The organism is Aeromonas sp. sif2416 (genome assembly GCF_019218665.1).
GTDB lineage: Bacteria > Pseudomonadota > Gammaproteobacteria > Enterobacterales > Aeromonadaceae > Aeromonas > Aeromonas encheleia.
Genome location: NZ_JAHUXC010000010.1, coordinates 47,951 through 60,902 on the forward strand (window position 1 = coordinate 47,951; position 12,952 = coordinate 60,902).

Sequence of the window (12,952 nt, forward strand, 5' to 3'; positions counted from 1 at the left end):
TTTCATTACCTCACAAGGTATTTATGTGTCAGCCGTCATCCTTAATGATGACGACGGAAGATAAACCAGTAAGTCAAACCAACCATGACACCACCACCAATGATATTACCCAGGGTGACGGGGATCAGGTTGTTTAGGACGAAGTTGGATACGGTCAGATCGGCGAAGGTGGCCGGATCCTGGCCGATGGCCTGCCAAAACTCCGGGCCTGCGACGCTGTGGATAGCGATACCGACCGGGATCATAAACATGTTTGCGATGCTGTGCTCGAAACCTGAGGCCACGAACATGGCGACGGGGAGCAGCATCACCATCACCTTGTCGGTGGCAGTGCGGGCGCCGAAGGCCATCCACACGGCGAGACACACCATGAGGTTGCAGAGAATACCGAGGGCGAGGGCCTCGAAGAAGCTGTGGTGGATCTTGTGCTGAGCCACTTTCAAGGCATTCAGGCCCCACTGACCATCTGCCGCCATGTACTCGGCCGACATGATGATGAGGCCGACGACGAGCAGGCCACCGATGAGGTTACCGAAGTAGACCAGGCCCCAGTTCTTGAACAACTGGCTCCAGCTGATGCGGTTGGCCGCCTTGGCGACCAGGGTCAGAGTGGTGGAGGTGAACAGCTCGGCCCCCAGCAGCACACACAGGATCAGGCCAAGGGAGAAGCAGAGGCCGCCGACCAGCTTGGACATGCCCCAGGACATGCCACTACTGCCCGTGGTGACGGTGATGTAGAACACGAATGCGATGGCGATGAAAGCACCGGCGGTGATGGCCAGGGGAATGACCTTGTGGGCGGGCTTGGTGGCCTTGGCATAGGTTATATCTTCTGCCAGTGCAGCGATGGCTTCTGGCTTGAGACAATCAAAGGGGGATTCTGCTTTCAATTCTCATGTACCTGAATATTTTGCCTGTGGAAATCATAGCAAAGGGCCAGATCGCCAAAATTGACATCGATCAACAATTACAGATTGTGAATGTAATTTTACTACAGATTTTTGAGTCGTTTGGAAGCTTGACTTTACACCAGGTTTCAGCTGAAACAGAAATGGGTGTGTTTATAAAAACATGATTTTAAAGAATTTATAATTTTAGCCTTTAAAAAGGCACCGGCAAGACATCTTTGCGGCAACCCTGCCCTATGGTCTGCACTTTAACAACCCCCTAAGAGGTATTTTTTGTTTTTTATTTCATCTTCGAATAACAAGCAGCCAAAGCGTAGACCATAAAACAGAAGGGGCCACTGGGCCCCTTCGTCACGCTAGCATATCAGGTCCACTGATGGGCTCGTTTGGCTTTTTGCAGTTTTTCGTAGGCGGCCAGCAACTTCTGGTGCAACGGGAACTGGGACAGCGACAGATCGGCGCTCTCCAGCCCGTGGAAGCGAGCCTCACCGCTGGCGTGCGCCCAGGCCTGCGCCAGGGTCTCTTCCCCGAACATGCGGCTGAACACCGGACGGTACTGCTCAGGGTCACGCTCCTCGTCCAGGAACAGCTCGACGCAGGCGCGCAGGGCACGGTAGTAGTTGGCGCGATCCGCCGGGAACACCGACTGGTTGAACTCCATGGTCCAGTCGATGAGGTCCAGCGCGCTCTCCAGCTCACCGGCGGCCAGCGCCAGCATGGCCTTGAGCTCACCCACCCGCAGGGTGTGCAGGGCGGTGCCCTTGGCGGCGGCGATGCCGAGCAGCTCGCGTACCCGGGTGCGCTCGTCGTGGCCTTCCTCATCCAGCTGGTCGAACAGCGCCATATATTGCTCGGCGTCCCACTCCAGCGACGGCAGCGCCAGGATCACCTCGCGCAGGTGAGCCCCCATGGTGTTGTTGGCCAGCAGCAGATCCTCGACTGGATAGATGTCGGACATGCCGGGCACCAGGATGCGACAGGCGTAGACGCCAAGGTGCTCGTAGTCGGCGATGTAGACCGGCTGCTCCAGCTCGTGGAAGATGCCGATCAGGTGATCGAACTCCTCCTGGGAGGTACCGCGGAAGTCCCAGTCGGCGAACTCGAAGTCTGCTTCCTGCTTGAACAGATCCCAGCTGATGAGGCCGGAGGAGTCGATGAAGTGGGTCTCCAGGTTGTGGTGATCCGCGACCTGCTCGTTATCGAACGAGGGCGGCACGAACACGTCCAGATCCTTCAGGCCACGGCCCTGCAGCAGCTCGGTGACGGTCCGCTCGAACGCCACTTCGAAGCGCGGGTGGGCGCCGAAGGAGGCGAAGCAGGTACCGTTGCGCGGATTGAGCAGCACCACGCAGATGACCGGGTAGCGACCGCCGAGGGAGGCGTCGAAGCTGTAGATGGGATAGCCTTCGGCTTCCAGCGCGGCGATGGAGGCCTTGATCCCGGGGTAGCGATCGATGACCTCGCTCGGGATCTCGGGCAGGCTGATGGCCTCGGCGATGATCTTGTTCTTCACGTGGCGCTCGAACACCTCGGACAGCCCCTGGGTGCGGGCCTCGGTCTTGGTGTTGCCGGCACTCATGCCGTTGGAGACATAGAGGTTGCCGATGATGTTCATCGGGATGTAGACGGTGTGGTGATCGGACTGACGCTCGAACGGCAGCGCGACTATGCCGCGGTCCTCATTGCCCGACTGCAGATCCACCAGCATGTCGGCGGTCACCTCGCCATCCGGGTTGTAGAACTTGCGGGTGAAGCTGTCGAGCAGGCCGGCCGGCAGCTGATCGCCCTCGATGGGGAACCACTTCTCGTTCGGGTAGTGGACGAAGTCGCCGTTGGCTACCTGCTCGCCCAGATAGAAGTCGGCGAAGAAGTAGTTGGTGGAGAGCCGCTCGAAGTACTCGCCAAGGGCCGAGGCCAGGGCCGCCTTCTTGCTGGCGCCTTTACCGTTGGTGAAGCAGAGGGCGCACTCCTTGTCCCGGATGTGCACGGACCAGACATTGGGCACGGGGTTGAGCCAGGAAGCCTCTTCGATATCAAACCCCAGGGCCTGCAACTTGGTCTGGAAGCGTTCGATGGAGTCTTCCAGTGCCGCGTCCTTGCCGGGAATAAAAGTGTGGTCGGTCATCACAATATCCTGATTTTTATTGGCTCATGTTTGGTCGCAGATAATAGCATGAGTCGAAAGAGATGCGGCCTAGACAATGGCGCAGCTCGCGCTCTTTTCAGTGCCTGAAAGGGGGGAGGACAAGCCAGCCGTGCCTGTTGGTACAGGGGAAAAACGCGAGGCCGGCTGGCCCTTATTAGGATTGCTTAATGGGATTAAGAAAAAGTAGGTTTTATTCTATCTGGCTGTTCTGCATGATGTTTCCACTTATTCCAGAGTGAGCTGCGCGCAACATGGCGCGGCAACACCTATTACCGCAGCGGCACCTTGCACCTTTATTATCGGCTCGGCCGTTGATCACGAATTGGGAGTATCTATGCCATCCATGACACCGCGAGTGGGGTCTGACATTACCAAGCTTGCCCCCGGCTTCAGAGCCCTAAGCATCCTGGTCGATGCGGCTACCATCACCAACATGAGCGTTGGTTCTCATGCGCTGCAGCGGGCTTGCCAGTCAGTCGCGGCGGGAGGCGCGCCCTGGGCGGAGGCGCACCTGGCGGCGTGGGCTGAGGTGTTCAAGCAGTTCGGCGCCAAACCACAGCGAACCCCTTGTTCGGCAGAAGCCCTGCGCAAGAGAGTATTGCGGGATGGCGAGCTGCCGAGCATCGATCCCATCGTCGATCTCTACAACGCCATTAGCATCGAGTATGCCATTCCCGTCGGTGGGGAAAATCTGGTTGCCTATGAGGGGGTACCGCGCTTGGTGGTGGCGGATGGCAGCGAACTGTTTGACACCATGAAAGAGGGCTTGCCCGCTCACGAAACACCCGAGCCGGGGGAGGTTGTCTGGCGTGATGACAAGGGGGTGACCTGCCGCAGGTGGAATTGGCGACAGGGTGTCAGAACCCGGCTCAGCGTGGAATCCGAGCAGATGTGGTTCATCCTGGAGAGCCTGCCTGAGATGCCCCTGGCTGCCTTGCAGGAGGCCGGCGATCGATTGATTGCCGGCTTGCTGGCGATGATGCCCGGAGCCCGGATAGAGCAAGAGCTGATCGGGTGCCAGTCCGGGGCATAGGGAAGGGAAGAGATGATGGCCACCGGGGGAGGGGCCATTTTTATAGGTGGTGATGGGCGCCGTACCGGGCGTCGACCTATGACCGAACGCTGAACCATGGCGGATAAAAACATTATCCGCCATCGATTTTACAGATGAAAAAATGCGTAAAACGATCACTGGTAGTGATATCTATGAACTCGCATTGGCGGGCACCTGTCACGCCGATATCGCTGGCGGGTAGGTTCATCTGGAGTCAGCCCTGTCTCCATTCAGCCGATAAATTTCAGGCCAAGGATCCCGCCGATGATCAGCAGCAGGCAGAGCACCCGTGCCAGGGTGGCGGGTTCGTTGAACAGCCAGATCCCCATCAGCACAGTGCCGACCGCGCCTATGCCAGTCCACACCGCATAGGCCGTGCCGAGTGGCAGCTGTTTGACCGCCATGGCGAGCAGCAGCACGCTCACCCCCATGGCAGAGAGCGTCAGCAGGGTAGGGAGGGGGCGGCTGAAACCGTCGGTGTACTTGAGGCCTATGGCCCAGGCGACCTCGAACAGGCCGGCCAGTAGCAGGAGTAACCAGGGCATAAGAGTATTCCACGCGGGGCAGGGTCGTCCCTGCGAGTAAAGAAGGCCTTGGGGTCGTCCCCGAGGGGCAGTGGTTGCCAGTCGGGCATCATGATGCCCGACCGATGGGGGGTCCGCCAAGAGGAGGAGCCTCGAACCTATGGTTATTGCGGCAAACGACACAGAATATTGCGCAATTCGACTTGCGCCTGTCGCCACAATCCGTAATGTGGACAGACGCATTTTTTGCAAATCATTCTTGTGACAAACTTGTGAACGGACCCGCGTCCGGCAAGGGGGCACGGCGTGTTAAGCACAGTTTCTATAGCAGCTATCCAGGGTAGGACATTATGAAAAAAGTAGGTTTGGTCGGTTGGCGCGGCATGGTGGGTTCGGTACTGATGAGCCGGATGCAGGAAGAGAACGATTTTGCCCGCATTCAACCCACCTTCTTTACCACCTCCCAGGCCGGTGAGGCCGCCCCCAACTTCGGCGTCGATGCCGGCACCCTACAGGATGCTTTCGACATCGAGGCGCTGGCCGCGCAAGAGATCATCATCACGGCCCAGGGTGGCGACTACACCAAGGATGTCTATCCCCGGCTGCTGGCCGCCGGTTGGCAGGGCTACTGGATCGATGCCGCCTCCTCCCTGCGCATGGAGAAGGACGCCGTCATCATCCTGGATCCGGTCAACGGCGACGTGATCGACGAGGCGCTGGCCAAGGGCGTCAAGACCTTCGTCGGCGGCAACTGCACCGTCAGCCTGATGCTGCTGGCACTGGGTGGCCTGTTCAAGGCCGATCTGGTGGAGTGGGTCAGCGTAGCCACCTATCAAGCCGCCTCCGGTGGCGGTGCCCGCCACATGCGTGAGCTGGTCACCCAGATGGGGCTGCTGCGTGACGAGGTCGCGGTGGAGCTGGCGGATCCCGCCTCCGCCATCCTCGACATCGAGCGCAAGATCACCGAGAAGACCCGTTCCGGCACCCTGCCGGTGGACAACTTCGGCGTGCCGCTGGCCGGTGGCCTGATCCCCTGGATCGACACCAAGCTCGACAACGGCCAGAGCCGTGAGGAGTGGAAGGGCCAGGCCGAGACCAACAAGATCCTCGGGATTGAAGACGCCGCCATCCCGGTGGATGGCCTCTGCGTGCGGATCGGCGCCCTGCGCTGCCACAGCCAGGCCTTCACCATCAAGCTCAAGAAAGACCTGCCGCTGGCCGAGATCGAAGCGCTGCTGGCGGCCCACAACGACTGGGTCAAGGTGATCCCGAACGATCGCGACATCACCGCCCGCGAGCTGACTCCGGCTGCCGTGACCGGGACTCTCAACATTCCGGTCGGCCGTCTGCGCAAGCTGAACATGGGGCCGGAGTACCTGGCGGCCTTCACCGTGGGTGATCAGCTGCTGTGGGGGGCGGCCGAGCCGCTGCGTCGCATGCTCAACATCCTGCTGGCGCGCTGATCGGCCAGGGTAGACACGACAAGAAAAGAGGAAGGTTCAGCCTTCCTTTTTTTGTGCTCGCAATAAAAAAACGGCAGCCCTTGCGGCCTGCCGTTTTCCATTGATCCAGTTCGACTCTTACATGTTCTGTGCTTCGTTTGGCACGATAACAGAGGCGTGATTTCCTTTCGGCCCCTGCTGCAGTTCAAAGTTGACTGCCTGACCTGCTTTCAAGGTCTTGTAACCTTCCATTTGTATCGTGGAGTAGTGAGCGAAGATGTCTTCACCACCGTCTTCCGGACAGATAAACCCAAATCCTTTTGCGTTGTTAAACCACTTGACTGTTCCGGTTGCCATACATCTACATCCTTTTATTGATTACCCTGAAGTCGTTGAGTAACCTGCGCCAGCCCTTTATAACTAGTAGCATATGCCCATAGCAGACGGGCGCCGATTAGCAAGTAACCAATCTAGTCTAACTTTTGAGCGAGTCAAGAAGTTGTTAACAACCGATGTGATCGGGTTAACAACTCTATTGACAATCTTGAGTAAGACGGTAGAAATCTAGAGGTACCGAAGCGCGATTATGAGCAAGCAGAAAGAACTCTTTGCTAATGAAGAGATTGCACAAGCAGAGAAAACGAAGCTGCAACCGCCACCCATGTACAAGGTCGTGTTGAACAACGATGACTATACGCCGATGGAGTTCGTGGTGGAGGTGCTGCAAAAGTTCTTTGGTATGGATCTGGACAAGGCGACTCAGGTCATGTTGAGTGTGCATTATAGTGGTAAGGGAGTCTGCGGCACTTTCACCGCCGAGATTGCCGAAACCAAGGTGGTCCAGGTCAATACGTATTCACGTAACAACGAACATCCACTGCTATGTACCATGGAAAAGGCTTGAATCTGATGACTTGATAGCGATGACGACACCACATTGTTGCTGTACTGAGGGGAGGTGCCTATGTTGAACAAAGATCTAGAAAAGACGCTGAACGAGGCTTTCAAACTGGCCCGTGACGAGCGCCACGAATTCATGACCGTCGAGCACCTGTTGTTAGCCCTGCTGGATAACAGCTCAGCCCATGAGGCGCTGAGTTCTTGTGGTGCAGACGTGGAGTTGATGCGCAAAGAGATCCGCGCATTCATCAGTCAAACAACCCCGCTTATTCCTCACGACGATGAAGACAGGGAAACCCAACCCACCCTTGGCTTCCAACGGGTGCTGCAACGGGCCGTGTTCCATGTGCAGTCCTCGGGCAATACCGAGGTCAGTGGTGCCAATGTCCTGGTCGCCATCTTTAGTGAGCAGGAATCCCAGGCCGCCTATTTCCTGAAAAAAGCCGAGGTCAGCCGACTGGATGTGGTGAACTTCCTCTCCCACGGGGTACGCAAAGACAGCAAGCCGGAGAGCGGTGGCAATAACGCCGAGTCTGACGATGATGTCTCCTCCGCCCAGATTGAGAGTTTTGCCACCAACCTGAATCAGATGGTGCTGGAGGGGCGCATCGATCCCCTCATCGGCCGCGATCAGGAGCTGAGCCGCACCATCCAGGTACTGTGTCGTCGCCGCAAGAACAACCCGTTGCTGGTGGGGGAGGCCGGGGTGGGCAAGACCGCCATCGCCGAAGGGCTGGCCTATCGCATCGTCAAGGGGGATGTGCCCGAAGTCATCGCTAACAGCACCATCTATTCGCTGGATATGGGGTCCCTGCTGGCGGGCACCAAGTACCGTGGCGACTTCGAGAAGCGCCTCAAGGTGCTGCTCAAGCAGATCGAGCGCCAGGAAGGGGCCATCCTGTTCATCGACGAGATCCACACCATCATAGGGGCGGGTGCGGCCTCCGGCGGTCAGCTGGATGCGGCCAACCTCATCAAACCGCTGCTCTCCAACGGCTTGCTGCGCTGTGTCGGCTCGACAACCTATCAGGAATACTCCCAGATCTTCGAGAAGGATCGGGCCCTAGCGCGCCGCTTCCAGAAGATCGACATCGTCGAACCAAGCGTGGATGACACCACTCGTATCCTTATGGGGCTCAAGAGCCGCTATGAGGCGCACCATGGCGTGCGTTACACCGTCAAGGCGATCCGGGCCGCGGTCGAGCTCTCGGCCAAGTACATCAACGATCGCCACCTGCCGGACAAGGCGATCGACGTGATTGATGAGGCGGGGGCGGGTCAGCGTCTGCTGCCCGTCAGCAAGCGTAAGAAAGTGATCAATGTGCCGGAAATCGAGGCCATCGTCGCCAAGATTGCCCGCATTCCAGAGAAGTCGGTCTCCTCTTCCGACAAGGAAGTGCTGAAGAACCTGGAGCGCAATCTCAAGATGGTGGTGTTCGGTCAGGACAAGGCCATCGCGGTGTTGACCGATGCCATCCGCCTGTCACGTTCCGGCCTTGGCAATGAGCGTCGTCCGGTGGGCTGCTTCCTGTTTGCTGGCCCGACCGGGGTGGGCAAGACCGAAGTCACCCAGCAGCTCGGCAAGGCGTTGGGAGTTGAGGTGCTGCGTTTTGACATGTCCGAGTACATGGAGCGTCACACCGTCTCCCGTCTGATCGGGGCGCCCCCCGGCTATGTCGGCTTCGAGCAGGGTGGGTTGCTGACCGACTCTGTGCTCAAACACCCTCATTCGGTGGTGTTGCTGGATGAGATCGAGAAGGCGCACCCGGATGTGTTCAACCTGCTGTTACAGGTCATGGACAACGGTACTTTGACGGATAACAACGGGCGCAAGGCCGATTTTCGCAACGTGATCCTGGTGATGACTACCAACGCCGGCGTGCAGGAAACCCAGCGCAAGTCGATAGGTTTCCAGCAGCAGGACATGAGTCATGATGCCATGGCGGTGATCAACAAGACCTTTAGCCCCGAGTTCAGAAACCGGCTCGATCACACCATCTGGTTCAACCACTTGGACATGACGGTGATCCACCAGGTCGTCGACAAGTTCATCGTCGAACTGCAGGTGCAGCTGGATGCCAAAGGCGTGTCACTCGAAGTATCGGAAGAGGTGCGCCACTGGTTGGCAGAGAAGGGTTATGACAGAGCCATGGGCGCCAGACCCATGGGACGGGTCATTCAGGAGCATCTCAAGAAACCCCTGGCCAATGAGATCCTGTTCGGTTCACTGGTCGATGGTGGGGTGGTGAGAGTGGAGTTGGTGAATAACAGCCTCAGCTTTGATTTTCAGGTCAATGTCGAAGCTGTTTCCCACTAAGCGTGATTGAGACCAGAAACGACAAAAAACCCCAACCGAGAGGCTGGGGTTTTTTGCTGAATTCCTGGCTTAGCGAGAGCGGAAAACAATACGTCCCTTGGAGAGATCGTACGGAGTCAGAGCCACCGTTACTTTGTCCCCAGTCAGGATACGGATGTAGTTTTTGCGCATCTTGCCGGAAATATGAGCGATAACCACGTGACCATTTTCCAGTTCCACACGGAACATGGTATTGGGCAGGGTCTCGAGAATAGTGCCCTGCATCTCAATACTGTCTTCTTTAGCCATTGAATCCTCTTGATAAGCCACAACAAAAATCCGCTGGATCATGCCGGATTTAAGGCTATGTGTAAAGTTTACTCGGGCTTGGTGTCGATCTTTTTCCATTCTCCCTGCACCAGCAGCTCGTGGGGCAGGTACTGGCGCTTGTAATTCATCTTGCGACAGGCCTCCACCAGATAGCCAAGGTACAGCCAACTGCGGCCGGTGCGCTTGGCCAGTTCCAACTGACTCAGAATGGCAAAGGTGCCGAGGGAGCGGTCGGCATAGTCCGGATCGAAGAAGGTATACATGGCGCTCAAGGCATGGGGCAGCAGATCCGTGGTGGCCACCCCGATGAGCCGGCCCGCCTTGCGCATCTCAAGATAGAGGGGAGGCATCCAGTCACAATGCAGGAAGCCCTTGTACTGGGTGCGGCTTGGTGGGTACATACTGCCATCGTGGTGGCGCTCGCGGATGTAACGCTCGTAGAGCTGGTAGTACTCCGGCTTGTCGTCATAGCTCAGCACCAGTTCCAAATCCCGGTTCAGCTGACGGATCCGTTTCTGGCCACGGCTCGGCACGAAGTGCTCGCTGTGAATGCGCAGGGACTGGCAGGCGCTGCAGGCCGGGCAGTGGGGACGATAGATGTCGTTGCCACTGCGCCGAAATCCCGCCGTCAACAGCCGCTCATAGCCTGCGGCATTGAGCAGTTCGTGATCCATCAGCACCAGCAACTGCTCCTGCTCATGGCCGAGATAGCTGCACGGGTGCCTGGGGGTCAGCCCTACCTTGAGGATCACTTCTTCGGTCATAGGCTGATGTCCCCCGGCTGCCAGCACCCCTCGGTCAGCGGCTGCCGGGTGAGGGTGGCCAGTTCCGTCAGAAAGCGCCTCCTGGGCCACTGCTCTATCCCCAGGGTAGCAAGGAAGTCATTTTGCATCTGGCAGTCGATGAGGGCGCCGCCGTGGCGGGCGAAGTGGCGGCAGAGCGCCACCATGGCCAGTTTGGCGCCGTTATCGATACGACTGAACATGGACTCGCCGCAGAAGACCCGACCGAAGGAGAGGCCGTAGAGGCCGGCTTGTAGCTGGCCCTCCTGCCAGATTTCGACGGAATGGGCGTGGCCGAGGCGATGAAGTTGTTGATAGGCGTCGATCATGGGCGTGCTTATCCAGGTTCCACTGGCGCTGCGACGGGGGGCGGCGCAGGCCACTATCACCTCATTAAAGGCGCGATCGATGGAAATATCGAATGAGGTGCGGCGGATAAACTTCTGCAGGCTGCGACCTATGTGCAGTCGCTCGGGTTCGACCACGCCTCTGGGGTCCGGCGACCACCACAGCGGCGGCTGGTAGGGCTCGTTCCACGGGAAGATCCCCTTGTGATAAGCTGCCAGCAGGCGGGCAGGGGAGAGATCCCCCCCGATCGCCAACAGCCCGTTGGGCTCTTCCAGCGCATGTCTGGGGTCGGGAAACCAGCACAGCTCATCATCCAGTTGGGTAAGATAGCGAGACATAAGACAGAGGTTCATAGATGAAGGCCATTATCCTGATAGTATCCAGCTTGCTTGGCTTTGTCACTGCACCCGCCTGGGGCGCGGCCTACGATCGCAACACGGCGCGCCCCGTGGATCAGGTGGTGTTTGGCCAGGTGGATACGGTGCGCAACATCACCCAGCGCCAGATAGTGGAGTCCGAGCATACCGGCTGGAAGACGCTGGGGGGCGCCGTGCTGGGAGGCTTGCTCGGCAATCAGTTCGGCGGTGGCCATGGCCGGGAGATCGCCACCGCGGTGGGCGCCCTGGCCGGGGCGGCTGCGGTGCAATATTACCAGTCGGGTGACAGCGTGGTGGAGAACAAGCTGGTGGAACTGCTTATCCGCAACGAGCAGAACGGGCTCATCAACGTGATCCAGGATTATGATCCGGCCATGCAGTTCGCCAGCGGCGACAAGGTGCGCATCCTCTATTTCAGCGACGGGGTGCGGGTCGACAAGACCTATTGAGCGCGCTCAACGAGCGGCAAGAGAGGGCAAGCAGGGGGAGGGGAATTACCCGGCGGCCACCACTAAGGGGCGCCGGGCGGTACTACACGGGATACCTGTGTTGAGACTCGCTCAGGCGTCCTGAGACACTATCTTGTCGCGGCCGGTGTTCTTCGCCTGATACAGCTGGCGATCCGCTTCGCTCAGTGCCTCGTCCATGGAGAGCCGCCCGACGTTGATGACGCCAAAACTGGCGCGCACGAATAGCGGTATCTCCCGGGACAGCGGTTGCTGGCGCATCTGCTGGCGCAGCCCCTCCAGTCGCTTGAGCAGCACGGGCACAGTGCTATGGGGCACCATGAGGGCAAACTCCTCCCCCCCGAAACGGGCGATCATGGCATCCGGGAAGAACTGGGTGAGCAAACGGGTCAGGTGACAGAGCAGCTGATCGCCGATGGCATGGCCCCAGTGATCGTTGACCTGCTTGAAATGATCCACGTCGAGCACGCACAGGGCGAGCGGCGCCTGCTGGCGCTGATGCTCCTCGAACCACCTCTGCCCCTCGTTGAACCAGTAGCGCCTGTTGTATAGCCCGGTCAGGTAGTCGCGATTGGCCGACTCCTGGATGCTGTTGAACTGCTCCAGCGCCTCCAGATTGTGGCTGACCCGGCATTGCAGCTCCTCCGGCTCGAACGGCTGGTTGAGAAAATCATTCGCCCCCTGCTTGAGGTAGCGGGCGGAGAGGCCGTGCTTGTCCGACACCGAGATACCTATGATGGCGAGCTGCTGCTTGCTGTAGCGCTCCCGCAGCATCCGCACCAGGCTGATGCCGTCGATCTCCGGCATGTAGTAGTCCACCAGCATCAGCCGAATGGCGGGATTCTGTTCCAGGGCGCTCAGGGCGTCGCGGGCGCAGTTTGCCTCATGCACCTGCAGCAACTGCTTGCGCAACTGGGCCGCGGTACGGTGGCGGGAGGTGCGCGAGTCGTCGACCACCAGCACCTCTATGGTCTGGTTGAGGTAGAGGCGGTGTACCAGGCTGACGGCGTATTGCAGGGAGTGGCGTGAATCCTTCATCACATAGTCCAGCCCCCCCGCCTCCAGCCAGGCTTCCCGCTTCTCCTCGCTGATGTCGGCGGTGAGGATCACCACCGACAAACCCCGCTCCAGCAACACCTTGACCGCTTCCCCGCTGGGGGCATCCGGCAGGGTGAGATCCACCAGGGCGACCACGTACTCCTCCCCCCGGCAATGACGGGCCCCCTCCAGGGTATCGAACGCATCGATCTCCAGCCCGGTTTGCTGCGCAATGGCCTGGATCAACATGCGGCGGATCGTCATGCTGTCTTCGACAATCAATATTTTCCGTTTCATCCGGATCCTTAAAAGAAAAAGGCATGCCTCTCGGCATGCCCTT

At 58.7% G+C, this 12,952-nt stretch carries 13 protein-coding genes; 5 read left to right on the top strand and 8 right to left on the bottom strand.

The annotated features are described in order from the left end of the window. Window positions 1-41 precede the first annotated feature (41 nt). A complete protein-coding gene (gene focA, locus KW821_RS16690; protein WP_042653611.1) occupies window positions 42-890 on the bottom strand; it encodes a formate transporter FocA in 849 nt (282 codons plus the stop codon). Window positions 891-1,272: 382 nt separating this feature from the next. Continuing rightward, the gene (gene ycaO / locus KW821_RS16695) at window positions 1,273-3,033 is read right to left on the bottom strand and encodes a 30S ribosomal protein S12 methylthiotransferase accessory factor YcaO (RefSeq protein WP_218292235.1); all 1,761 of its coding nucleotides are present in this window, start codon (window positions 3,031-3,033) and stop codon (window positions 1,273-1,275) included. A 355-nt stretch (window positions 3,034-3,388) separates the two neighbouring features. Here ycaO and KW821_RS16700 point away from each other — a divergent pair, with 355 nt between their 5' ends. Beyond that, window positions 3,389-4,087, top strand: a complete 699-nt coding sequence (locus tag KW821_RS16700) for a B3/4 domain-containing protein (protein WP_042653614.1) — start codon at window positions 3,389-3,391, stop codon at window positions 4,085-4,087. A gap of 251 nt (window positions 4,088-4,338) precedes the next feature. On the opposite strand, the gene sugE is transcribed toward KW821_RS16700, so the two are convergent. Beyond that, window positions 4,339-4,653, bottom strand: coding sequence for a quaternary ammonium compound efflux SMR transporter SugE (gene sugE / locus KW821_RS16705; RefSeq protein ID WP_025326753.1), 315 nt, complete (start codon window positions 4,651-4,653; stop codon window positions 4,339-4,341). Between the two features lie 329 nt (window positions 4,654-4,982). On the opposite strand from sugE, the gene asd reads away from it, so the two are divergent. Beyond that, window positions 4,983-6,095: an aspartate-semialdehyde dehydrogenase gene (gene asd / locus KW821_RS16710; RefSeq protein WP_042653615.1), complete on the top strand. Its 1,113-nt coding sequence runs from the start codon at window positions 4,983-4,985 to the stop codon at window positions 6,093-6,095. Window positions 6,096-6,212: 117 nt separating this feature from the next. Here asd and cspD read toward each other — a convergent pair whose 3' ends face one another. Then, window positions 6,213-6,431: a cold shock-like protein CspD gene (gene cspD / locus KW821_RS16715; protein ID WP_042653616.1), complete on the bottom strand. Its 219-nt coding sequence runs from the start codon at window positions 6,429-6,431 to the stop codon at window positions 6,213-6,215. Window positions 6,432-6,660: 229 nt separating this feature from the next. On the opposite strand from cspD, the gene clpS reads away from it, so the two are divergent. Both clpS and clpA read left to right on the top strand, forming a co-directional pair. Beyond that, window positions 6,661-6,978, top strand: coding sequence for an ATP-dependent Clp protease adapter ClpS (clpS, locus tag KW821_RS16720; protein WP_005310725.1), 318 nt, complete (start codon window positions 6,661-6,663; stop codon window positions 6,976-6,978). 60 nt (window positions 6,979-7,038) lie between these two features. Further along, window positions 7,039-9,291 carry an ATP-dependent Clp protease ATP-binding subunit ClpA gene (clpA, locus tag KW821_RS16725; RefSeq protein ID WP_218292236.1) on the top strand — a complete coding sequence of 751 codons (2,253 nt, stop codon included), beginning with the start codon at window positions 7,039-7,041 and terminating at the stop codon, window positions 9,289-9,291. Between the two features lie 69 nt (window positions 9,292-9,360). Here clpA and infA read toward each other — a convergent pair whose 3' ends face one another. The 3 genes from infA to aat form a co-directional block, all read right to left on the bottom strand. Continuing rightward, entirely contained in the window at window positions 9,361-9,579 is a 219-nt protein-coding gene (gene infA, locus KW821_RS16730; protein ID WP_005300033.1) for a translation initiation factor IF-1, read from the bottom strand. Between the two features lie 68 nt (window positions 9,580-9,647). After that, complete coding sequence (locus KW821_RS16735; RefSeq protein WP_042653618.1) at window positions 9,648-10,364, bottom strand: arginyltransferase; 717 nt, start codon at window positions 10,362-10,364, stop codon at window positions 9,648-9,650. Then, entirely contained in the window at window positions 10,361-11,068 is a 708-nt protein-coding gene (gene aat, locus KW821_RS16740; RefSeq protein WP_218292237.1) for a leucyl/phenylalanyl-tRNA--protein transferase, read from the bottom strand. Before aat ends, KW821_RS16735 begins: the two co-directional genes overlap by 4 nt. Before the next feature lie 17 nt (window positions 11,069-11,085). Between aat and KW821_RS16745 the strand changes: the two genes are divergently transcribed. Then, window positions 11,086-11,556, top strand: a complete 471-nt coding sequence (locus KW821_RS16745) for a glycine zipper 2TM domain-containing protein (protein ID WP_218292238.1) — start codon at window positions 11,086-11,088, stop codon at window positions 11,554-11,556. A gap of 111 nt (window positions 11,557-11,667) precedes the next feature. Here KW821_RS16745 and KW821_RS16750 read toward each other — a convergent pair whose 3' ends face one another. Further along, entirely contained in the window at window positions 11,668-12,909 is a 1,242-nt protein-coding gene (locus KW821_RS16750; RefSeq protein ID WP_218292239.1) for a diguanylate cyclase, read from the bottom strand. Between the last annotated feature and the right edge of the window lie 43 nt (window positions 12,910-12,952).